The following is a 24,072-nucleotide window of genomic DNA, read 5'->3' as shown; positions in this document are numbered from 1 at the left end:
TAAAAATACAACCGTGGCTAATGCAGTGAGTATGTTTACTAAAATTTTGAGATTTTTTAACAGTTATTTTGTTAAAGCTTTTGAACCTCACACGACTCAAAGTCGCGTGATTCCTGCTTCAACGATCTCTGCCTGAAGTAATTCAGGACTTATAAGTTCTCCACAGGCGTTTAGAGCCTCCGGGATACCCACGGCGGCTATTAATCTCAAGCCCTCTCCCAATATGTTTAAACTTGCATTTACGTCTCTCAAGTTGTAATTACTGCAACTAGGACAAGACCATTCACGCAAGTTTAAATCCTTAACTAGTGGATTGATAAAACCACAACAGTTGCAAGTTTGAGATGAGGGATAAAACGTGCCGACTTTCTGCACAAGTCTGTCATGCCATAAAGCTTTGTATTCCAACATAGTAACGAACTTAGCCCAACCAGCGTCTGAAAGCGAGAGAGCCAATTTGTGATTCTTGACCATGTTGGCAACTCGCAAATCCTCGATACAGATAATACTGTTTTCTTTGATTAAACGAGTTGACAGTTTATGGAGAAAGTCATCTCTGAGATTGGTAATTCGTTCGTAGGTACGAGCCAGCTTGATTTTCGCTTTGACTCTATTACTACTACCTTTTACACTGCGGGATAGCTTTTTGTGGTATGAGCGTAACTTCCTTTTTTGAGTCCTGTAATACTTCGGGTTGTCTACTGTCTCGCCATTACTGGTAGTCAGATAAGACTTCAGCCCTAAATCTAATCCAATATCCCCAGGTAACAGGGGATATTTTTCTATCTCAGTCTCACACAGGATACTAGCAATGTATTTACCTCTGGAAGTGCGACTAATGGTAACGTTTACAAGCTTCCCGATAATGTCCTGTGAATTGTGAAACTTGACCCATCCTAATTTTGGGAGTTTTAAACGATTTTCTATTATCTGTATGTTGCCGTTGGTGAGATTAGTTTTGTAAGACTGCTTACACCCATGCCTCTTTTTGAATTTAGGAAAACCTACCCCAATCTTCGCTTTAACCTTCTTTAAATCAGCAAAAAAGTTTTTGTATGCTGTTTCTAAATTCTTAAGTGAATTCTGTAAGGCAAACTTATCTACTTCCTTTAACCATTCAATTTCTTTCTTGAGTATAGTTAGCTGTTGACTACAAGCTTTGTAGTTTAAGGTTTTTCTTTCACTTGCATATAACTCTTTCTTCAGCGCCAAAAAGCGGTTGTACACATATCTGGCACAACCAATTGTCTTATTGATTAAGACTTCTTGATCGTGTGTGGGGATGAGAGTAACTTTAAATGCTTTTTGAATGGATGGCAATTTCTTGAATCCGCTGAATACCCTTTAATTTTAACAGAAAGTGATACTTAATATAGAGCGCCTAACTCATGACTTTCAGTCACGAGTGTGCCGCTTAAAGCTTATCAAAGGTTATCAACTGTGGGCTAGCGATAGGAAGCAAAGTTTAATTCGTAATCAGCAGAATTAGAATTGAGCGGCCGTTTTGCAACTCAGGTGTCAAGAAGAGCTAACGACGCCAACAGCATGAACTTGATCACGCCCTTGCTGTTTGGCTATATAAAGTGCTTTGTCAGCAGCATTAATCAAGTCTTGTGGCGAAATTTCGGAATTTGGCACAATGCTAACAACGCCTAGACTGACAGTCACGCGATCGCACACACTAGATTGAGCATGGGGAATGGCCAAGTTGCGGACTGCTTGTCGAATAGTTTGAGCCATATAAACTGCTCCTTGAATTTCTGTATTAGGCAAAATTACAGCAAATTCTTCCCCACCGTAACGGGCAACTAAATCGGCTGGACGCTTAACAATACTTTTGAACGTACTTGCCAATTGCCGCAAACAATCATCCCCTGCTAAATGCCCATAGGTATCGTTGTAAAGTTTAAAAAAATCGACATCTAACAAAATCAAAGACAGCGGTACTTGGTCACGTTTGAGCCGCTGCCACTCAGCATCAAGATACTGATCAAATCGTCGGCGATTGCCTATTTGAGTCAAACCATCCAGGGTAGCTAATCTTTGTAGTTCTTCATTGGCGGCTTGTAGCTGCTGGTAGAGTACTGATTGATGAATAGCGATCGCTACTTGGCTTGCCAACTGTTGCAACAAATTAACTTCAAAGGCTTGCCAGTAACGAGGTGCGGCACACTGGTGAGCAATCAGTAAACCCCATAGATGCTCTCCATTCAAAATCGGCACTATTATAGCAGCCTTAATTTGATAGAGTTGTAATACCTTAAAAAGATCGGCTGAAAAATCAGACTCCTGAATATCATGGAAGACTTTAGGTAATCCTTGGTAATAGTTGCTAAAATCTTGCTTGAGCGAAAATGGATGCATTGTCAGTTCTAATCTCTGGGGGTATCCATCAACCACTGATTCCGCCGCAAAGTTGCCACTTCCGTCAGCTTCTAACTGGTAAATAGCTACGGAATCTGAACCCAAACACTGGCGAATACTATTGACTGTTGTATTGAGAACCTCTTCCAAATTTAGTGATTGCCGAATCTGTTGAGTTACTTCAGTAATTAGCCGTTCCCCCTCTGCCTGTTGTCGCAGCATTGCTTCGGCTTGTTTACGAGTGCTAATGTCTTCTACCGAGCCAAGAATCTGCGTTGGAGTACCGTCAGCATCTCTGGCAAATACGACTTCTCGTGTATTGAGCCAACGCCACTCCCCATTTTTGTGTCGAAATCGGTATTCGGTGGAAAGAACTTCATTGTCTTCCAGATTGACGAAGCGACTTGGTATGTCATAGCAGAGATGTTGATCGTCTGGATGAAAGCAATTTATGAACCACTGCGGATCTGCTTGACAAAATTCCTCTGGGGAGTAGCCTAAAACTGTCACACTTTTCTCATTAAGATAAATGCTCGTTCCTTTTGAGAGGTCAAACAAATACAAAATATGCGGTACGGTATTAGCAACCTTTTGCAGAAAGTCTTGACTTGAGCGCAATGCTTCTTCAGCTTTGTGGCGTTCGCGCAGCGCCGCTTTATATTCACTAATATCTCGTCCCTCTGAAATTAGTAGTGTCACACTTCCTGTTTCATCAAGTATGGGACGTAGTGAAAAATCAATCGTGATAATTTGATGATCTCGACCTAAAATGTCAACTTCATAGCGAATAGATTTACCATTAGCAGCAGCGGCGATCGCAGTTTTTAATTGCTCTTGTGTCTCTAAGGAAATTGTCCACCATTTTGCTTCCCAAAATGGCTTACCAACAACCTCTTCTCGAGTAATACCAGCAAAGTCTAGTGCTGTTTGGTTCGCTTCTAATACTATTCCATTCGGCTCAAGCAATCCGATAAATTGAATGGTTTGATTGAAAATCGCCCGAAACTTTTGCTCATTTTCACTTAGAGCTTGTTCTACCCGTTTGCGATCGGTAATATCTCGTCCAACAGATTGAAGTTCTACAATCGCACCTTGGTCATCAAATATCCCTCGAATAATCCACTGCGTCCACCGCACCCCTTGGCAAGCTACGGCGCGATTTTCAATAGTGATAACGGGATTTTCTAAGCTGATGGAATTTACCAGACTAAACACACGTTCTTGGTCTTCCTCAAACACAACAGGTTTGTAGTGCTGACCGATAATTTTGTCTCGCTCCAGTCCAAAAAATCGACAGTAAGCTTCATTAACAAAGGTAAAAGTGCCATCTGGTAAGCCTCTAGCAATCAGTTCTGTTTGGTCTTCGAGGATGGCACGAGAACGCGCTTCGCTCTCTTGCAGTGCAACTTCTACTTGTTTACGAGCGCTAATATCAAGCACTAAACCCTGAAGTACCTGAGTTTGTCCATCGGCATCAAGAACAAGATTAGCTTGATTTCGCACCCAAATTATTCTGCCATCGCACCTAATCATCCGATACTCGATTCTCAAAGGCTCTCCGGTAGCAATCGTAGCGTTTACAGCTTGGCAATAGCGATTGCGATCGTCTGGATGAGTGTAATCTAACCAACTATTCAAAAAACCATGATTCCAATCTTGGGGAGCAATGCCTAATAATTGTTGCAGTTGCGGACTAATATAAGCTTCTTTTATAGTGTTATTAATCGGTGAGATATAAACAACACCAGGAATTTGTTCTACCAGAGTGCGATAGTTTTGCTCTGCCTCAAAGATTTTTTCTTGGGCCTGCTTGCGACTCATGATGTTTTGAATTTCTACAATAAAGTATATTCTGCTGTTAGAAATCCCGCACTAGAGGCACACTCAAGGATGGTTGAGCCAACAGCGAGTCAGTCTGGCTTTGTGAAAGTTAAACCTGTTAGTAGCTGGATAAAGCCCTTACCCTTAAGGCTGCTGTTGACAGCCTTTGTAATTAAAATTAACGCATATTAAACCAGAAATATTTTACCTTTACTTCTGATCGGTAACTCAATCAAATTAAATGTAATATAGGACTTAGGCACTGTACAAAGGAATCATCTTGTGTATCAACGTAAAGACGTTGTTTCAGGCTTTTATAAACCCCCTTTGTTGGTTGCGATCGCTTGGTGAGTAATAGAAAAATCAAGTTAGAAGCGCTGAAAATCATACCTCTTATTTTGATTTTTCTGTCAATGCGTAAGTCCTATAATATTATGTCTGTCTGCTTACTTATTAAACATTAAGAAACCCACCCCGCCAAAGCTACGCTTTGCTTTGTGTCCCCAAAAAGCCTGCCTACGGTGTACACACAAATCCTAAAATAAGAGAGACTTTGACTCCCTATTTCCTTGTAGTAAAGCAGGGTAATTTCATACAAGAAAAGAAAAATCAAAAGTCTTGATTTCTCGTTTTGTGACATAGCTTTTTACCCCACTTCCATTCCTCTTCCCGAAACGGAGCTACGGTGTACACACAAGTCGGAAATATTAGTTTGTCAAGGAATAATTGACGAGTCCACTCTTTGTAGAGACGGCGATTTATCGCGTCTCTCTAACGTGTTAATTTTTTAGACGCGATAAATCGCGTCTCTACATGAGGGGTTTCTCGTTTATCCCAAGGGTATTGGGATAAAACTGGTGACTTGTGTGTACACCGTAGCCGAAACGGAGAGAGGCTTTGAAACCCAGTTTTAGTTTTTCTCTCGTTGTATGAAACCACCCTGCTGCTCTCAAAGTAATGGATGGGTATTTTTTTAATTGGAAGTCCCTCAGATTCAGATGTAGCCGCAAGCAGCCAATTGTCTCTGAGGATTAAGCACTCTGAAATTAGCTTTGATCCAAGCGCAGTACTGCCATAAAGGCTTCCTGGGGTACATCTACAGTACCTACAGATTTCATCCGCTTTTTACCTTTTGCCTGCTTCTGTAAAAGTTTCTTCTTCCGGCTGATGTCACCACCGTAGCACTTGGCTAGCACATCTTTCCGCAAAGCGGGGATGTGTTCGCTGGCAATAACTTTACTGCCAATAGACGCCTGAATTGGTACTTTAAATTGATGGCGGGGAATTAGTTCCTTGAGTTTTTCTGCCATTGCCCGCCCGACGTTATAAGCTTTATCCCGATGGACAATCATCGCCAAGGAATCTACGGGATCGCCGTTAATCATAATATCCAGCTTCACCAGAGGATTTTCACGGTAGCCGATGATGTGATATTCCATACTGGCGTAACCGCGCGATCGCGATTTCATCTGATCGAAAAAGTCAGTCACAACTTCTGCCAAGGGTAGCTCATAGGTGAGGGTGGTTCGTCCTTGGGCGAGATATTTCATATCCTTGAAGATGCCACGGCGATTTTGTGACAACTCCATCAAAGCGCCGACATAAGTTTCCGGCGTAATCATCTCTACTTGGACGTAGGGTTCTTCAATTCTTTCGCGATCGTTGGGAGAAGGTAAGCGGCTAGGATTATCGATGTACAGTTCCTCGCCTTTGAGGGTGATCACCTTATAAACCACCGAGGGGGCTGTAATGATTAAATCCAGGTTATATTCTCGCTCTAAGCGTTCCTGAACAATTTCCATGTGCAGCAAACCCAAGAACCCGCAACGGAAGCCAAACCCCATCGCGCTCGAAGTTTCGGGTTCGTAATGCAGCGCGGCGTCGTTGAGTTCGAGCTTTTCCAAGGCTTCCCGCAAATCTTCAAATTGATCGGCATCAATGGGGAACATCCCGCAAAAAACCATCGGGTTCGCTTCTGCGTAACCTGGTAAGGGTGCCTCTGCTTTCGCCTTACTGAGGGTAATTGTGTCTCCTACCCGTGCATCAGCTACAGCTTTAATTGCCGCTCCCAAATAGCCCACTTCCCCAGCGTGGAGTTCATCAACTTGCTTTTGAGTCGGAGAAAGAACGCCTAACTCATCAATTTCAAATTCTTTCCCGGATGCCATTAAATGGATGCGATCGCCTTTTTTCAATGTGCCATCCATCACCCGGAAATATACAATTACTCCCCGGTAACTGTCGTAATAGCTATCAAATATTAACGCTCGTAAGCGTTCATTGATCGTATTGGGCGGTGGCGGTATCCGCTCAACAACTGCTTCTAAAATCTCATCAATACCAATTCCTTCTTTAGCAGAGGCAAGAATTGCACCACTGCAATCTAGACCAATAATTTCTTCAATCTCGCCAATTACCCGTTCTGGTTCTGCCCCAGGCAAATCGATTTTATTCAAAACCGGGATAATTTCCAAATTATTCTCTAAGGCTAAATATACATTCGCCAAAGTTTGCGCCTCCACACCTTGGGACGCATCTACTACCAATAGCGCTCCTTCACAAGCAACAAGAGAGCGGGAGACTTCATAAGAGAAATCCACGTGTCCAGGAGTATCAATTAGGTTCAGCACATATTGCTGACCATCCTTAGCTGTGTAGTTCATCCGGGCAGCTTGCAGCTTAATTGTAATGCCGCGCTCCCGTTCCAAATCCATATTGTCGAGGAACTGTTCCTTCATCTGTCGGTCTTCAACAGTGCCAGTAGCTTGTAGCAAGCGATCGGCGAGGGTTGATTTCCCGTGGTCGATGTGAGCAATAATACAAAAATTGCGAATGCGAACTGCGGGAACGTCAGTCATATACTATCTTTGCCTTAGCAGCAACCAAAGTTAAAAGAGCAATTTACTTAATGTATTTTAATGCTTTCTTAGCCAAGACGCTGCTTGCTTTTTAGTGCTGAGTTAGGAGTTAGGAGTGTAAAACTTATTTATTATTCTCCCCCTGCCTCCCCTGCCTCCCCTGCTCCCCCTGCCTTTCTTGCTCCTCTTCACCCCATCTTCAACTTTTGATCTCAATAGGTGGACTTTTAAGAATATTATGAAAGTCTATTTGTCGCTGCTAGTATTCATCAGCTAGGAGCGTACAATAAATGTAAATAAGTACATGTAGGGATCATTTAGGGATCATGGGCAATTACCACCCGTAATTATCCATAATCGCTGATTTATCGGCAAAATTTCTAAAGCCATTGTCTAGTCAGTTATATGAAAAATGTGATTTGAAACTTAAATCTGTTACTTTGGTGCTATTTCAGGGAATTATGTAACTGTCCCTTTGAAGATTTTTCAACGAATTAGACCAAATGATGAATATAACCACTTTACAAAGCTTTAGACAAAACCAATTCACAGTATATCAAACCTATGAATATGCAAGAGAAAACTACCGAAGCGGAAAACACACGAGCCGATAAGGTAGAAATTGCTGTCCGCCTTGACTCCGAGCTACTAGAGCAAATTCAGCATCTCACTAATGACCCAAGTAAAGTGATTGAGGTGGCAATTCGGCAGTGGTTGCGGGGTGAAATTCTTAGAGATGACGAACTGACGCGCACTCCTGTGCGTACCCCCGTTCCTCCCCGGGGTGAATGGAATGACTAACAATAACTATCAATTAGTCAATGCAAGTTAAAAAGTAAAGTTTGTCAATCTGATTTCAAATCACCAATAAATACCCAATAAAAACGAAAAAGCTGTAAAAATTTATGCGAAAATTTGAGCAGCTTTAGTAAAATTACGGTCGGATACCCTTTGTCTATCCAACTCAATTAATGACTATTACTGCCAATTCCCAATTGTCAAATGTATTTTCCCAAAATCTGGAAGCTAATACCAGTAAGACTGATGGTTCATTACCAACTTTAGGAGCCGAGCTGGTGTATACGCAAGATGGGGCAGGACGCTATCTGACCTTTTGTTGGCAGCATAGCGAACTCCTGGGGTTAAATACTGAAAAAATAGTTGACGAGCTGAACCAGACGCAAACCTTTGCCCCGGTAGATAAGGTTAATTATTTGGAACGATTGCACCGAATTTTGACAAGTTTAGTGCCAGAAAGGTTTCAATGTTGGTTTAGCTATCACCAGGAATTATTTGAGTTGGACTTAGTGATTAGTCCGATTATGCCGAGTTTGGGAACAGCTACCACTACAGTTTTAGTGATGGGACGGTTAGTGCAAGCGACACTCAACAAAAAACAAGTGCGTGTGGCATCAAAAACGCCCACACAAATAGAGTTGGCAATAAGATCGCAGCAACACCAAAAACTGGTAAATCGGATTACGAGAAATATTCGCCGGACATTGGATTTAGATATTATTTGGCAGCAAACAGTTGACAGTTTAGGGAAAGCACTGCGACTAAAGCGCTGTATTATTTGTCCTTATCAGCCCTCTAGCTCAAAAATGGAGGTGAAGGCTGAGTATCGCCAGCCAGAATTCAAATCAATGCTTGGCTCAGAAATAGATATAACTTCTGAGCCTGCCTTTTCTCAGGTCTTGACAACCCTAGAACCAGTTGTGATGGAAGTGCCTGGGTACACAGAGTCTGAGCGGCAGAGAACCTTGGTGATTGCAACTTGCTATCAAGACCAGGCTAATGGATTGATTGCCTTGAGTTGGCAGGATGAATGCTACACATTAACAGAATCAGAATTAGAACTAGCAAAAGAAGCAGCAGATCAATTGGGAACTGCGATCGCTCATGCTACTTTATATAAAGAATTAGAAGCCGCGCGTCAAAAAGCCGAAGAAGCTTCCCGCCTCAAAAGCGAGTTTCTAGCTAATGTATCCCATGAAATTCGTACCCCTCTCAACGGCATGATTGGCTTCTTGAAGCTGATTTTAGAAGGGATGGCAGATGATCCAGAAGAACAAAATCAATTTTTAGCAGAAGCTCACCACTTATCAATACATCTGCTGAATATCATCAACGACATTTTGGACATTGCCAAAATCGAAGCTGGCAAAATGGAGCTAGCTTACGCTCCAGTCAAGCTAAATGAGCTATTCCATGATGTAGAAGGTTTCATGCGTCCCCAAGCAGAAGTGAGAAACCTCAGCTTTGGGATGCAAATGCCTGCCACTTCCGATGAAATCATTGTCCAAAGCAACTACCAACGGTTGCTACAAGTGATGCTCAATTTGGTAGGTAATGCCATCAAATTTACCCATGAGGGCGGTGTCACTGTCAGCGCCGATTTAGTACTCAAAAAAGCAAAGCCAAACTTTCAAGGTCAGGAATTTCCTGGCATGGTGAGAGTACGTGTAGCAGATACTGGCATCGGTGTTTCTTTGGACAAACAAGATAAACTTTTTCAATTATTCTCTCAGGTGGATGGCTCCCGCACTCGCCACTATGGCGGTACAGGTTTAGGACTGGCAATATCCCAAAAGCTAGTGGAGGCAATGGGCGGTGAGGTACATTTTTATAGTTTGGGCGAAGGGCTTGGCTCAACAGTCACATTCACCGTGCCACTATATCAACAACCAGTCATGGTTTCATCTAGTGATAGCGACTCAACAAGCAGTGCTGAATGTTAGTCATTAGTCATTAGTCATTGGTCATTAGTCATTTGGAAGATTACCAGTACTGGGTTTTGAGTTTTAAACTTTAAAGTTTTTTAGTAATTATTATTTAATAATCATATTGGGCATGGGGATTGGGAAAAAACCTTCCTTATCCTCACCTCCTGGCGTTCTCTTCAGGACTTTAAAGGCTAAAGTAGAGTAGGAGGGCTTGCACAAGAAATTGTTCAGCTAATCTAATATCAAGTTGCTAAAATCAGCAGTGGTTTAGTCAAAAGTCGTTCATAACTGACAGCTGACAATCTAGCGGCAATTATATCTAGGATCGATTTAACAAAGCTGAAAAACAAAATTTTGGATAATGGTTAATGAGTAACCGCGCATAGGGCACAGAGATCATTATTATTCAATGCCCAATGCCCAATGCCCCATGCCCAATCCCCCATCCCCAATGCCCATCATTAACTTAGCAGGTCTAAACTATGGAACTCACAATTGACAACGTTGAAACAGTCTTAGATGAAATGCGCCCTTACCTCATGTCTGATGGCGGCAATGTGGAACTCGTAGAACTCGATGGGCCTGTTGTAAAACTCCGCCTGCAAGGTGCCTGTGGTTCTTGTCCCAGTTCTGCAATGACCCTGAGGATGGGTATTGAGCGCCGCCTCAAGGAAATGATTCCCGAAATTGCAGAAATCGAGCAAGTGGTGTAAAAGTTAGGAGTTAGAAGTTAGGAGTTATGAGTTTTCTATTAACTCCTAACTCCTCATTCTTAACTCCTAACTATTTCTATGTCCCATCCTCTTTACATTGCTTTTATCTGGCATCAACATCAGCCGCTGTACAAGTCTCCTGGCAGCGGCGTTTCGCTATCTCCAAGTCAGCATTACCGTCTACCTTGGGTGCGTTTACATGGGACTAAAGATTATTTGGATTTGGTATTGCTCTTAGAGCGGTATCCTAAGTTACACCAAACGGTGAATTTAGTACCATCACTGATATTGCAACTCGAAGATTATATTGCTGGCACTGCTTTTGATCCTTACCTCACAGCCAGTCTGACACCCGATGAACAACTTACCCAGCAACAGCGGGAATTTATTATCCAGCACTTTTTCGATGCCAATCACCACACCCTGATTGACCCCCATCCCCGCTATAGCGAGTTGTACCAGCAAAGGCAGGAGAAGGGGCAAGCTTGGTGTTTAGCAAATTGGGAATTGCCAGATTATGGTGATTTGCTAGCTTGGCACAATTTAGCTTGGATCGATCCACTGTTTTGGGATGACCCAGAAATTGCTACTTGGTTAAAACAGGGTCGAAATTTTACTTTAAGCGATCGCCAGCGCATTTATTCCAAACAACGAGAAATTCTCAGCCGCATTATCCCTCAACATCGGAAAATGCAGGAGGCGGGACAGCTAGAAGTTACCACCACGCCTTACACTCACCCGATTTTACCTTTGTTAGCTGATACTAACTCCGGTCGGGTAGCTGTGCCCAATATGACACTACCTAAGCAGCGATTTCAGTGGGAAGAAGATATTCCCCGTCACTTGCAGAAAGCTTGGAACTTTTATAAAGACCGCTTTGGACAGATTCCTCGTGGTTTGTGGCCTTCGGAACAATCAGTAAGCCCGGCAATACTTCCACACATTATTGACCAAGGATTTAAGTGGATATGCTCAGATGAAGCCGTCTTAGGATGGACGCTGAAACACTTTTTTCATCGGGATGGGGCGGGGAATGTGGAGCAACCAGAACTGTTATATCGACCCTATCGCCTGCAAACCGCCGAGGGTGACTTGTCGATTGTATTTCGTGACCACAGATTATCAGACTTGATTGGCTTTACTTACGGTGCGATGCCAGCAAAGCAGGCAGCTGCGGATTTAGTGGGACATTTGCAAGCGATCGCTAAAATGCAAAGAGAGAGTCATAGTGAACAACCTTGGCTAGTTACCATCGCTTTGGATGGGGAGAATTGCTGGGAATTTTATCCCCAAGACGGTAAACCCTTCCTAGAAGCTTTGTATCAAAGCTTGAGCGATGAACCCCACCTCAAACTCGTCACTGTCTCCGAATTCCTGGAAGAATTTCCAGCCACAGCCACCATTCCCGGTGGGCAACTACATAGTGGTTCTTGGGTGGATGGTAGTTTCACGACTTGGATCGGCGATCCTGCTAAAAATCGTGCTTGGGATTACTTGACAGAAGCTAGAGTTATGCTTGCAAGTCATCCCGAAGCAACGGAAGAAAACAACCCAGAAGCATGGGAAGCATTGTATGCCGCAGAAGGTTCCGACTGGTTCTGGTGGTTTGGTGCAGGACACTCCTCAAATCAAGATGCCATATTTGACCAGTTGTTTCGAGAACACTTGTTTGGCATTTACAAGGCATTAAATGAACCTATACCGCCCTACCTCAAGCAACCAGTGGAAATCCATGAAGTGCAGGGAAGCCATATTCCCCAAGGGTTTATTCATCCCGTCATCGATGGTAGGGGTGATGAACAAGACTGGGACAAAGCTGGACGTATGGAAATCGGCGGGGCACGGGGAACAATGCACAATAGCAGTGTCATCCAGCGACTTTGGTATGGGGTGGATCACCTCAATTTCTATTTGCGGCTGGACTTTAAAGGTGGCGTTGCACTAGGGCGAAATTTCCCAGCAGAATTGAATTTGCTGTGGTTCTATCCAGAAAAAACAATGGTTAACAGCCCAATTCCCTTGGCAGATGTACCAGATGCAGCCCCACTTAATTACCATTTCCACCATCTTCTGGAAGTTAACTTGCTGACGCAATCGATTCAATTTCGAGAAGCGGGAGAAAATTATCAATGGCATCCCCGTTTCAGTCGTGCTCAAGTAGCTTTAAATAATTGCTTAGAGTTGGCAGTACCGTGGGCAGATTTACAAGTTCCGCCAGATTATCCCCTACGTCTGATTTTGGTGCTTGCAGATGAAGGGCGTTTTTGCAACTACTTGCCAGAAAATGCTTTGATTCCAATTGAAGTGCCTTAGAAATCAATACGCTGGGTGTTATACCATTTCAGTAAATACTTAGTAGGGACGTACAGATGTACGCCAATGCTTTCTGCGCTTCTCCTGCCCTCCTAGTAGCAGTAAATACCTAGTAGGGACGTACAGATGTACGCCCCTACAGCCAATTCATGTGTTGCAAAGGTTTTTTGAATACATATTGAATTTCTCTTGTCAATGCGTAAATTCTACAAAATTTATTTTTACTGTTTGAATTTTTAATATAAAAGTAATGATGATTTGGAAAAGATCCAGTAATCTTACTGTTTCCAGCAAATATTTGTCGTAAGATTAGAGACATTTCAGAATAAATATTCTATAGTAATGAATCGCTTTTCTCAGAAATTAACGAATTCTCAAGAGAGCATTTTACAGCAAACTCAACTTGGTCAGATGTGTGGTTCCAAGAAGCTATTTCGCGATCGCTATGAAATATTGCAAATTTTGGGTAGAGGTGGTTTTGGGATCACATTTTTAGCCAAAAATGCCGTATTACCAGGGAATCCCCTGTGTGTTATTAAACAGCTTTGTCCGAAAGTGACTAATGCTCAAAGTTGGCAAAGGGCATGTAAGCGCTTTGAAAAAGAAGCAAGAACCTTGGGGCAACTCGGTAGCCATTCGCAAATTCCCATGCTATTAGACTACTTTCAGGCAAATGGGGAGTTTTTTTTAATTCAAGAATACGTACCGGGTTTAACTTTGGCACGAGAAGTCCGGCAAACTGGGGCAAAAAGTGAAGCCTCAGTTAAACAGTTTTTGCAAGAATTATTACCTGTATTACAGTATCTTCATAAACATCATGTGATTCATCGGGATATTAAGCCTCAGAATTTATTGCGATGTGATTATGATAGGCGGGTAGTGCTGATTGATTTTGGTGCGGTGAAAGAGCAATTAGTTGACGTTTGTGAAAACTCTAACAATCAAGCTGCAAACACCAACTTTATCGGGACTAGGGGATTTGCACCACCAGAACAGTTTTCTCTACGTCCAGTTTATGCCAGTGACATTTATGCACTGGGTGTAACTTGTATTTATATGTTGACTGCTAAAAGTCCTTTAGAATTTGACTACGATGCAAATACTGGTGAAATATGTTGGCAAAAAGAGGTAGATATTAGCGACAGTTTCGCTCATATTTTAGAAAAAATGGTGAAAATTACGTTAAATGATCGGTTTAAGACTGCCGATGAAGTGATAAAAGCTTTAGGTAATGAAAGCTATTTGCCTACTTTGGCTAACTGTTTAACTACCCAAAAATTAAATAATAAAAGTATTGCACAACACGAAAATTCTCACGAAATTCCTGATGTATACATACCACCTGTTGCCAGAACTGCTAGTGCTATTCGGAAATGGAGAGCAAGGCTGAAGTAAGGGACTTCTAATTAAAAAAACGTCTCATCGGTGTGTAAGCAGAGGAAGCAGGGGGGGGGGAAGAATCTGATCGTCGTCTTCGCTTTAAAAATTGGATAATTTCATTTCTGGAAATCCCATTACCTCAAGTATCAAATTAACAATTAATGATGGGCGATTTAAAATCTCCAAAACAAATTTAGTAAGCATTTTAACTACATTTCATAGTCAGTGATGGTTAATTAATCAGGGTTTATCTCTAATACTTAGTCAGTTCTCGCTTGCCAATATACAAGCAAAATTACTAGGTCTAGCAGTTCAGAAAAAATTTTTATTCAGATTATTATATAATCGAAAGAATAATTACTCCTATGGCTCTCGTAGTTTTCCCCAAATGAGGAAGACTGGCTATTATTTACAAACGCTAACTATATTAAGTAATTCCCCAATCCCCAGAACAGGGTTTTCTACCACAAGTAAGCGAGAGTCAATTTTCTTAAGGGAAAGTTCGGGGCAAACTTAGCCTAAGTTGTCATGCAGTCGCGCCTGTCAGATCATGATCTGCTGCTTAAATCCCGATTGCTCAAATCCCCTGAATCCTAATGGAAAGAAGTTTTGCCAAAGTTGTAGCACCCCATTGGTGTCACTTTTAAGAAATCGCTTTCGTGTCATCCGAGTCCTTTCAGATGAGGGGGGATTTGGCAGAACCTATCTATCAGAAGATGTAGATAAACTCAATGAACGGTGTGTTATCAAGCAATTAGCTCCAAAATTCCAAGGAACTTGGTCGCAAAAAAAGGCGATGGAGTTGTTTGCTGAAGAAGCGCAGCGACTACAAGACCTTGGGGAACATCCCCAGATTCCGACTTTGCTAGCCTATTTTGAGCAAGATGGCTGCCTATATTTAGTGCAGCAGTTTATTAATGGAGAAAATTTATTAAAGGAGTTGCAACAGCGCAAGGCTTATAACGCTAGGGACATTCAATCTATTTTGTTAGACTTACTGCCCATCCTCAAATTTATCCACGATCGCAAAGTCATTCACCGAGATATCAAGCCAGAAAATATTATCCGCCATAAAGCTGATGGGCGATTAAGTCTGATTGATTTTGGTTCCTCAAAGCAATTTACAGCCAGAGTCCAGCAGAAATCTGGCACATCCATTGGTTCACATGGTTATTCACCCCTGGAACAGATTAGAGATGGTAAAGCTTTCCCCGCCAGTGACTTATTCGGTTTGGGGGCTACCTGTTTTCATCTGCTTACGGGAAGTTCTCCCTTCCAGTTGTGGATGGAATCTGGGTACGCCTGGGTGAGTAATTGGCGGGAATATTTGCGGACTCCATTAAATCCTGAATTGGATTTTGTCATCGACAAGCTTTTGAAAAAAGACATCCATGAACGTTACCAGTCAGCCGATGAAGTTCTCAGAGATTTGGCTCCAAAACAACTCTTAGCACTACCACCAGCCGGGAAATCCTCTGGTAAAATACCACCAACGAAAGCACCATATCTGCCAAAAAGTTATCCCTTACTGAAAATTTTAATCTTGGCAAGTGCTTTCATTCTGTTGTTCGGATTTCAAGAATCTTGGTATAAATATTTTCGCCGGATTCAAACCAGCTTATCCTCTAGGCTGAGTCATCACAAGAATTCTGGCAAAAATGAGGGGTTTTTAGGTCAGCCACTAAAGATAACTTTGGGTAATGTTTCTTTGGCGAACACCCTGCAAGGACATGAAAACTCAGTTTTATCCGTCACCATCAGCCCCGATGGCGAAACAATTGCCAGCAGTGGAGGCGACCGCACAATTAAACTCTGGAATCTCACAACCGGAAAACAATCTTCACTTAACGCCTATTCTCAGCAGGTGAATGCTGTGATGATTAGCCCAGATGGCAAAAATCTGGTTAGTGGTAATGATGACAGCACCATCAAAATCTGGAATCTGGCAACCGGAAAACAAATTCGCACTCTTACAGGACATTCTGACTCAGTTCATGCCCTAGCGATCAGTGCTGATAGCCAGACCCTAGTTACTGGCAGTGATGACAACACCATTAAAATCTGGGATTTAGCAACAGGAGAACAAATTCGGACACTGGCAGGGCATACATTCTGGGTGCGATCGGTAGCCATCAGCCCCGATGGCGTGATTCTTGCCAGTGGCAGTTTTGACAAGACTATCAAAATCTGGAATTTAACAAAAGGGTACTCAATCCGCACACTAGAGGGAAATTATCAAACAGTAACAGCTGTGGCTATAAGCCCAGATGGTAAAACTTTAGCCAGTGCTAGCCGCGATGTCTACGACGGGCTACGCCTACGCACCATCAAACTTTGGAATCTAACTACAGGAAAAGAAATTCGCATACTGGCGGGACATACCAACACAGTCACATCCGTAGCCTTCAGCGCTGATGGTAAAATTATTGCTAGTGGTAGCCGCGATCGCACCATCAAACTGTGGAATTCAACCACAGGCGAAGAAATTCTGACATTGGCAGGACACACAAAAACTGTGACATCCCTAGCCTTCAGTGCCGATGGCAAGTCCCTTGTTAGTGGTAGTGAAGACAACACCATTAAGATTTGGCAGTTGTCTCAGTGAAAACTTCTCTTTTAGCAGAGGAGAGGTTCTATCAAAATCTATCCAAAGTTCAAGACTGTCCCTCTCCGAGTCGGAGAGGGACAGGTTTTACGTAGTAAAACCAGGGAGAGGTTTTTTATTCGACATAAAGCGGTGATTTTAAGTCAATACAGTTCAGATCAGACCAAAACCCTTGTAGAGACGGCGATTTATCGCGTCTCTGAATTTTTAGAAGATCGCGTCTCTGAATTTTTAGAAGATAGTCAATCTGTATTTACCGCGTTCCTGTGGATTTTTGGAAGTAACAACAATATAGTAAGTATCATCTTCAGGCAACCTAGCTCGGTCAATTAAAGCACTGTACACACCATCTTGGTCTTTATCTTTATCTATAGCGATCGTCTTTCCTCGAGAATTTAGCAAAGCTACATAAGGAGAAAACTCTTCATCAACACTATCTACCCGAATACTTAGAAGCTGATTTTTTCTTCCTTGAAAATTTGAAATATTGTAAGCGCCGCCATTTTGTTTCAGAGTTGAACTGTTGGCAGTTAGTTGACCTGCTTCATCTAAAGTATAGCTAGCTCTGTCATTCCTCAGAGCCAAACTATAGCGACCTATCTCTCCAGGATCTCGGCTAGTAACTGCAATTTTGTAAGTGCCGTTCACAGGTAATCGGGCAAAAATGAATGCATCATCGCCACCACTACCTTTTTGTAAAGCACCTTTTTTGACAATGATATTATTATCAGGATCGTGTAGAAACAACAAGGGATTTAAACTCAAGTTATTTGATCTGCGTGTATCATTACTGCCAATTAGCCGAATTTGGACTAATTGATTTTCTCTGCCCTCAAACTCATAGAAATGAAAATATCTACCTTGAGATTGAAAGTCACGCTTACTTAGAATCCCTAATGCGACATCTGCAAAGTTAATAGGCTTGTAAGTAGGTGTCACGGGTTGAGAAACTGTTGGACGTCTGATATTTTGGTTGCGAACTCTCCCGGAGTTGGAACTTTGTTGGCGAACTCTCCCGGAGTTAGAACTTTGCTGACGAACTCTCCCGGAGTTAGAACTTTGCTGGCGAACTCTCCCTGAGTTAGAACTTTGCTGGCGAACTCTCCCGGAGTTGGAACTTTGCTGGCGAACTCTCCCTGAGTTGGCACTGCGACGACTATTGGATGTTGACTGGGAATTTTGTGTCTTAGACGATGCACGACTAATTGGTGACTCAACAGATGGCTTGCGTCTTGGAGATACTGAAGCTTGAGAAACAGGAAATTGTTCAATCGCTTTTGTTACTGCTTCTGGTTGTCTCTCATCTGGTGATTTGGCAATTATAAACTCTTGGGAATTTTGAGGTTTTCCCAAAGCATTTATAGGCAACACATTACTTGTGATTAACAAACTACTACTTAAGCAAGAAATTAAAATCCGATTTAATTTTCGACGATAGTTGTTGTTTTTTACTAGCATAGTTACGCTCCTAATTGTGTTAATGATCTTGTATTTAAGAGATAGATGAATCTCAAATCAGAAAATTTATACTCAAATTTAAACTACTATTACACTGTGGTGGAAGTTTGCCTACCTTTAACAAGGGATTTTTTCCCAAGTATTGTTTGAGATGGTAGCTAGATTTTTGCCAAGCTGTACTACAAGAGTGAATCTCAATTTTGTAAGTATATACTTACCTACAAAGTGAACTTACTACTTTTCGGATTTTTGCCAAAATATTTTTACCAAAAGTAACCAGATGCTGCCGCACTACTAAATCGAGAATGCATATAGCGGTTCTCAATTGCATAAATACAGATAACTGGTAAACTTTTCTGTGCCCCTAGATGTTGCATCCATAGACGCACAGCGCCTACCTACGAGTTCTCCAACGGAGTAACCGCAGGGTACGAGAATTACTATATGTTGAATCGACGCTAATAAATAAACTCCTCAAAAAGCATCGCTCAAGCACAACTTCTTTCAACTTATCTAACGCTAATTTATATCTCTGAAGAGAGAAAAATAAAATGCTGATTTTAAATCTTTTTTACAGCCTCCCTTAATCGCCAAAGCTAAAAAACCCTTATTTGGAAACAAGTACGTAAAAACAAGGTTGTAAATATTCTTTAATGAGAGCAAGAAAAGAGCGATAAATTGCTCAATGCCTGATGAGATAAGGAAATTGGGGATTTGTATAGAATATCAGTAATATTTACGAACAAGAGAGATTATACTGCATGACTTAAGATGAATATATACTCCAACTGAAATGGATTCCCAGTATGCTCTGTTGTGTGAATCCCGATTGCCAAAAACCCCTAAACCCCGACAAAAACAAGTATTGCCACAATTGTAGAGCGGAATTGATACCCCTGCTGGGTGGTCGCTATCGTCCCACTCAGGTGTTGTCAGATGAGGGCGGATTTGGTAGAACCTATTTGGCAAAAGACGTACACAAACTGAATGAATGCTGTGTTGTTAAGCAATTCGCACCAAAACTTCAGGGAACTGGGCCACTAACAAAGGCCATTGAGCTATTTAAACAAGAAGCAAGCCGCCTGCAAGAACTCGGAGAACATCCGCAAATTCCAACTTTATTGGCTTATTTTGAGCAGAATAGCTATCTTTTTTTGGTGCAACAATTTATCGATGGGCAAAACTTGCTTAAGGAATGGGAGACGCGGGGAAATTATAACGAAACAGAGATTCGTGAACTTTTGCTAGATTTACTGCCCGTGCTGAAGTTTATCCATGTACGGGGAGTGATTCATCGGGATATCAAACCACAAAATATTATTCGCCGTCAAAGTGACGGGCGATTAGTGCTAATTGATTTTGGAGCCTCCAAGAATCTGACGGCAACAGTGCAGACTAAAATGGGCACTGTTATTGGCTCACACGGTTACACTCCACTTGAACAGATGCAAGATGGAAGAGCTTACCCAACCAGTGATTTATTCAGTTTAGGGGCGACTTGTTTTCATCTACTGACTGGGGTTCGCCCATCTCAACTGTGGATACAGCAGGGCTATGGTTGGGTTGCATCTTGGCGACAATATTTGAACAGTTCAGGCAAGAACGGGGTTTCTGTGTCTATAGAGTTAGGTGAAGTTTTGGATAAGCTGTTGCAACTAGACATCCAAAAGCGTTACCAATCGGCTGATGAAGTCATCACTGATTTGACACTTCGGCTACCACCATTGTCATCAGTACCCCCAACTATACTTACACCAACATTTACAAGTACTTCAGCAAACACGGCCTCAGTTTCACCAAAACCAAATAACAACCTGAAAAGTCAACTGCTTTTAGGTAGTAGCATTTTAGCGTTGGGATTGGGGGGAGTTTGGTATTTCCAGACTCGCCCCCATACAATGAGCGAATATTCTCCAACTATTTCTAATTCTAGACCGACGATTCAGCCCAAAAAAAACATCCCGGAAAATTCTTTTGTTCCTAAACCTCTCAAAGGGCATTCCAGCGATGTGAATTCCGTAGCTTTCAGTTCTGATGGCACAACCCTTGGTAGTGCCAGTGATGATAAGACAATCAAGCTATGGAATCTGGCAAGTAACCAGGAAATCCACACTTTAGAAGGACATTCCAATTGGATTTGGGCTGTAGCCTTCAGTCCTGATAACAAAACCCTTGCCAGTGGTAGTGCGGACAAAACAATCAAACTGTGGAATGTGGAGACGGGAAAGTTAGTCCGTACTTTAGAGGGACATACTGACGGAGTGACTTCCGTAGCTTTTAGTCTTGATGGCAAAACTCTTGCCAGTGGTAGTGCTAGTAAGGACAAGACAATTAAATTGTGGAATCTGGAGACAGGAAAGTTAATTCGCACCTTAGAGGGACATACTAATGGTGTTGCATCTGTAGCCTTCAGTCCTGATAGCAAAACGCTTGCTAGTGGTAGCTGGGATAAGAAAATTCAATTATGGAATTTGCAGACAGGAAACTCAATCCGCAGCTTGGAGGGAAATGCTGGGACGATTCTTTCGGTTGCTTTTGCTCCCGATGGACTTACCCTTGCCAGTGGTAGTGCTGACAAGATAATCAAACTGTGGAATCCGGTAACAGGAAAGTTGATCCATACCTTGAAGGGACATAATGATAAGGTTAATTCCGTCGCCTTTTTGCGAAACTCAACTTCAAATGATGTCACCCTTGTCAGTGGTAGTAGTGACAAGACAATTAAACTGTGGAATCCAGTAACAGCAAAGCAAATCCGCACTTTAGAGACTGGTTCTGGATATATTTATGCTGTTGCCATCAGCCCAGATGGACAAACTATTGCTGGTGGTGGAAGTGGTGAAAACATTCTCAAGATTTGGCAGACGATTCAATGAAAAGTGCAGTAATTCTTGTAGCAATTGACAGATAACGCAATACCGATTTTAGGATAAATGTCAACTTTATTGCTGAATTAGGGTAAAAAGTGAAGCGATGTAAAATTATTTGCAATTTTGCGTAACTACTCTAATTAAATCGGATAGTTATCTACAGAGTAATGGTCATGATTTAAACAGATGGAATACTCTTGCAATATAAATTTTGGCAGTTTTTAACCAATATAAACTCATGATACAGAGCAAGTAAATTTATTTATGGTTACTGAATTTACAGTGAGCGTAGTCGAACTGCGTAGCCTCTCGTAGAAAAGTATGGAAATTATTAATTTTCAATTTTGAATTTTAAATTAGGAGCAAGCATCTGCCCCTGTGATAATTATTGAAGTTGGTTCAATTTATATTTTAATTGCTTATGCATCCTCGCCGAGAAATTACGGAGATGTTCTCAACCTTCATTCAGGTGGAAAGCGACAGATTCAGCAAATGGTTGATTGATATTAAACTGCGTCGAAGTATCCAAAATTGTTTGGAGTGTTCAGAAAAAGTCCCTAACTCAGAAAACTTTTGGGCACTATATTGGTACAAGCACTGGCAAGAACAATCTCATAGCCTTGCCAGAATGCATTTGTCTGCTTATTTACAGGAACCAAGTTACTGGTCTGCTAAAAAAACAATTGCCAGATTTACACATAGCCAATACAACCTAGCAGATTACTTTCAAATGGCTAATGCTGAAATCGAAACCATTCTCAAAAACTTTAATTCAGAAAAATCTTCTAGCTTAAAAGCCTATGCGGCTATGGCAATCCCCAGTCGGCTAAAAGATATTTTACGCCAACGCAAAGAAGCTGATATTTGCACAAATTGGGCATTGTTACGCAAAATAAGCAAAAAACAGTTTTTAGAAGCTCTTGAGCAAGCTGGGTTATCACCTAATAACATTGCCCAGTATCGGCTAGCTTGGACTTGTTTCAAAGAATTGTATGTGCAAAACCAACCAGGAGGCACAAGGGCACTGCCGGAACCAGAACGCCAGCTTTGGGAAGCTATTACCAACCTCTACAACCGCGAACGACAAAATCAATTAACTCAACCAACTCCACAATGCACTAGAGAGAAAATTGAACAGTGGTTAACCCAGGCAGCTATCTACGTGCGTGCTTATCTTTATCCACCTATTAATTCACTAAATTTAGCGATATCAGAAGATGATGCCACAATAACTTTTGATTTACCAGATTTATCCTCTGACTCATTAATCGCTGAGATGATAACCGAAGAGGATGCCCAAAACCAACAAAAGCAACAATCTCAGATTCAAACTGTCTTGTTAGAAGCGTTACAAAATTTTGAGGTAAAAACCCAGGAAATACTGAAACTTTACTACCAACAGGAGTTGACTCAGGCAGAGATTGTACAACGCCTCCAAATGAGCCAGCCTACTGTTTCTCGCAGGCTATTCAAAGCCAGAGAATCTTTGCTTTCAGCATTGGTTCAGTGGAGCCAAGACACGCTTAATATTTCTGTGACTTCCAACCTAATTAAAGATATGAGCACCGCTTTGGAAGAATGGTTGAAAGTTAAGTATGGCGAATCTAGCTGACGTTATCAAAGATGAGGTAGTAAAAATGACTTCTGCTTTTACGGAACCGCAGGAACTATTGTTAGAAATATCACCATCACTACAGAAAAGTTCTTGGCAAGAAAGCCAAATTTACGCCACACCTAGCAGTCGCTGGCGTGCTCACATGAATCAAATTTGCCTTCAGGCGTTTTTGAATTGGGTAAAAACGGAATATGTCCCAGAAGCCAGCGTTTGGTACAGTTCTTCTGGTATTCCAGCTTTCTGGGAGTTTGTCAATGGCACAGCAATTTTGTTAAAGGAAAGGCGAGTCGTTTTAATTCCCTGTGAAGCAATTGACGATCGCGAGTTAGAAGTTCCCCAGGAATGGGTAGATATTCCTAGTTGGGCAGCAGACTATTATTTAGCAGTGCAAGTTAAACCAGATGGCGAGTGGGTAAGAATTTGGAGTTACACAACCCATCAAGATTTGAAATCTTTGGCTCACTATGATCCAGTGGATAGGACTTATTGTCTGGATGCGCGACATTTGACAAAAGACCTCAATGCTTTTTGGATAACCTACCAATTTTGTGAAGCAGAGGAGATGAAAGCTGCGATCGCTCCACTACCAGAATTATCGACTGTTCAAGCAGAAAATCTTGTGCAACGGTTAAGTAATTCCTCTGTAACATTTCCTAGACTTGCAGTGCCATTTACAACTTGGGGAGTGCTACTAGAAAATGAGCAGTGGCGGCAGCGTTTGTACCAAGAAAGGCTGCGATATCTACGACAGGCTGCGCCTACGCAACTTTCACAAGTACAAGTGAATCTCAGTCGTTGGCTAGAGCAGATTTACGATGCTTCTTGGCAAGCTATAGAGACTTTTTTTGAGCCAAACTCCAGTAGCCTAGCTTTTAATTTTCGCACTTCTTTCGGGTTAAATGCTACCGCTATCAAACGCGCCAAGCTGATTGACTTGGGAATAGAAATAGAGGCTCAAAAAGTTATTTTATTAATTGCCTTAATACCAGAAGCTAACCAACAAGTTAGTATTCGCGTGCAACTACATCCAGCCTCTAATCAACCTTTCCTACCTGCTAATATCAAGCTAGTTTTACTTTCAGATCGAGGGGAAATACTTCAACAAGTACAAGCAAGAGTTCAAGATATTTATGTGCAGTTGAAACTCTTTGATGGGGAAGTGGGAGAATGTTTCAGCATCCAGATCGATCTGAATAATTATCAAATAACAGAAAATTTCATAATTTAGTTATTAGGAGCCAGCAGTGTCAAATTGGTGTTGATTGGTCCAAATTTGTGCTATGTAGTCTTTGTATTACACTTTTATTTGGTATTTTTGCATAAGTAGAATGCTTCCTGTTGATTAGTCA

Annotated in this window: 13 protein-coding genes; 9 read left to right on the top strand and 4 right to left on the bottom strand. The window is 41.8% G+C overall.

What is annotated here, in order from left to right:
* Positions 1 to 96: 96 nt before the first annotated feature.
* The 3 genes from tnpB to lepA all read right to left on the bottom strand — a co-directional run bounded on the left by tnpB (position 97) and on the right by lepA (position 7,043).
* A complete protein-coding gene (gene tnpB / locus VB740_RS23655) occupies positions 97 to 1,320 on the bottom strand; it encodes an IS200/IS605 family element RNA-guided endonuclease TnpB (protein WP_323202321.1) in 1,224 nt (407 codons plus the stop codon).
* 198 nt (positions 1,321 to 1,518) lie between these two features.
* On the bottom strand, positions 1,519 to 4,185 hold the full coding sequence (locus VB740_RS23650; protein WP_323202320.1) for a PAS domain S-box protein: 2,667 nt from the start codon (positions 4,183 to 4,185) through the stop codon (positions 1,519 to 1,521).
* A gap of 1,046 nt (positions 4,186 to 5,231) precedes the next feature.
* Positions 5,232 to 7,043, bottom strand: coding sequence for a translation elongation factor 4 (lepA, locus tag VB740_RS23645; protein ID WP_323202319.1), 1,812 nt, complete (start codon positions 7,041 to 7,043; stop codon positions 5,232 to 5,234).
* Between the two features lie 564 nt (positions 7,044 to 7,607).
* Between lepA and VB740_RS23640 the strand changes: the two genes are divergently transcribed.
* The 6 genes from VB740_RS23640 to VB740_RS23615 all read left to right on the top strand — a co-directional run bounded on the left by VB740_RS23640 (position 7,608) and on the right by VB740_RS23615 (position 16,780).
* Positions 7,608 to 7,844 carry a hypothetical protein gene (locus VB740_RS23640; RefSeq protein ID WP_012408258.1) on the top strand — a complete coding sequence of 79 codons (237 nt, stop codon included), beginning with the start codon at positions 7,608 to 7,610 and terminating at the stop codon, positions 7,842 to 7,844.
* A gap of 170 nt (positions 7,845 to 8,014) precedes the next feature.
* Positions 8,015 to 9,784, top strand: a complete 1,770-nt coding sequence (locus tag VB740_RS23635) for an ATP-binding protein (RefSeq protein ID WP_323202318.1) — start codon at positions 8,015 to 8,017, stop codon at positions 9,782 to 9,784.
* 467 nt (positions 9,785 to 10,251) lie between these two features.
* Positions 10,252 to 10,482 carry a NifU family protein gene (locus tag VB740_RS23630; protein WP_012408256.1) on the top strand — a complete coding sequence of 77 codons (231 nt, stop codon included), beginning with the start codon at positions 10,252 to 10,254 and terminating at the stop codon, positions 10,480 to 10,482.
* A gap of 78 nt (positions 10,483 to 10,560) precedes the next feature.
* Positions 10,561 to 12,795 carry a glycoside hydrolase gene (locus VB740_RS23625; RefSeq protein ID WP_323202317.1) on the top strand — a complete coding sequence of 745 codons (2,235 nt, stop codon included), beginning with the start codon at positions 10,561 to 10,563 and terminating at the stop codon, positions 12,793 to 12,795.
* Positions 12,796 to 13,137: 342 nt separating this feature from the next.
* On the top strand, positions 13,138 to 14,190 hold the full coding sequence (locus VB740_RS23620) for a serine/threonine-protein kinase (RefSeq protein WP_323202316.1): 1,053 nt from the start codon (positions 13,138 to 13,140) through the stop codon (positions 14,188 to 14,190).
* 535 nt (positions 14,191 to 14,725) lie between these two features.
* Entirely contained in the window at positions 14,726 to 16,780 is a 2,055-nt protein-coding gene (locus tag VB740_RS23615; protein ID WP_323202315.1) for a serine/threonine-protein kinase, read from the top strand.
* Positions 16,781 to 17,011: 231 nt separating this feature from the next.
* Here VB740_RS23615 and VB740_RS23610 read toward each other — a convergent pair whose 3' ends face one another.
* A complete protein-coding gene (locus tag VB740_RS23610) occupies positions 17,012 to 18,238 on the bottom strand; it encodes a peptidase (protein ID WP_323202314.1) in 1,227 nt (408 codons plus the stop codon).
* 806 nt (positions 18,239 to 19,044) lie between these two features.
* On the opposite strand from VB740_RS23610, the gene VB740_RS23605 reads away from it, so the two are divergent.
* From VB740_RS23605 to VB740_RS23595, 3 genes are all read left to right on the top strand, one after another.
* Positions 19,045 to 21,114, top strand: a complete 2,070-nt coding sequence (locus tag VB740_RS23605) for a serine/threonine-protein kinase (protein WP_323202313.1) — start codon at positions 19,045 to 19,047, stop codon at positions 21,112 to 21,114.
* Positions 21,115 to 21,529: 415 nt separating this feature from the next.
* A complete protein-coding gene (locus tag VB740_RS23600) occupies positions 21,530 to 22,720 on the top strand; it encodes a sigma-70 family RNA polymerase sigma factor (RefSeq protein ID WP_323202312.1) in 1,191 nt (396 codons plus the stop codon).
* A gap of 25 nt (positions 22,721 to 22,745) precedes the next feature.
* Positions 22,746 to 23,951, top strand: coding sequence for a DUF1822 family protein (locus VB740_RS23595; protein ID WP_323202311.1), 1,206 nt, complete (start codon positions 22,746 to 22,748; stop codon positions 23,949 to 23,951).
* The last annotated feature ends 121 nt before the right edge of the window (positions 23,952 to 24,072 follow it).

It is taken from the genome of Nostoc sp. UHCC 0251, from assembly GCF_034932245.1.
Classification (GTDB): Bacteria; Cyanobacteriota; Cyanobacteriia; order Cyanobacteriales; family Nostocaceae; genus Nostoc.
Note: the sequence above shows the minus strand (reverse complement) of the source record. Positions and strands in the feature narration are given on the sequence as shown.

What these genes read in the sequence shown, in the direction of transcription:
- VB740_RS23650 (WP_323202320.1), bottom strand. Translation starts at nt 4,185, where the DNA reads ATGAGTCGCAAGCAGGCCCAAGAAAAAATCTTTGAGGCAGAGCAAAAC.
- lepA (WP_323202319.1), bottom strand. Translation starts at nt 7,043, where the DNA reads ATGACTGACGTTCCCGCAGTTCGCATTCGCAATTTTTGTATTATTGCT.
- VB740_RS23640 (WP_012408258.1), top strand. Translation starts at nt 7,608, where the DNA reads ATGAATATGCAAGAGAAAACTACCGAAGCGGAAAACACACGAGCCGAT.
- VB740_RS23635 (WP_323202318.1), top strand. Translation starts at nt 8,015, where the DNA reads ATGACTATTACTGCCAATTCCCAATTGTCAAATGTATTTTCCCAAAAT.
- VB740_RS23630 (WP_012408256.1), top strand. Translation starts at nt 10,252, where the DNA reads ATGGAACTCACAATTGACAACGTTGAAACAGTCTTAGATGAAATGCGC.
- VB740_RS23625 (WP_323202317.1), top strand. Translation starts at nt 10,561, where the DNA reads ATGTCCCATCCTCTTTACATTGCTTTTATCTGGCATCAACATCAGCCG.
- VB740_RS23620 (WP_323202316.1), top strand. Translation starts at nt 13,138, where the DNA reads ATGAATCGCTTTTCTCAGAAATTAACGAATTCTCAAGAGAGCATTTTA.
- VB740_RS23615 (WP_323202315.1), top strand. Translation starts at nt 14,726, where the DNA reads ATGATCTGCTGCTTAAATCCCGATTGCTCAAATCCCCTGAATCCTAAT.
- VB740_RS23610 (WP_323202314.1), bottom strand. Translation starts at nt 18,238, where the DNA reads ATGCTAGTAAAAAACAACAACTATCGTCGAAAATTAAATCGGATTTTA.
- VB740_RS23605 (WP_323202313.1), top strand. Translation starts at nt 19,045, where the DNA reads ATGCTCTGTTGTGTGAATCCCGATTGCCAAAAACCCCTAAACCCCGAC.
- VB740_RS23600 (WP_323202312.1), top strand. Translation starts at nt 21,530, where the DNA reads ATGCATCCTCGCCGAGAAATTACGGAGATGTTCTCAACCTTCATTCAG.
- VB740_RS23595 (WP_323202311.1), top strand. Translation starts at nt 22,746, where the DNA reads ATGACTTCTGCTTTTACGGAACCGCAGGAACTATTGTTAGAAATATCA.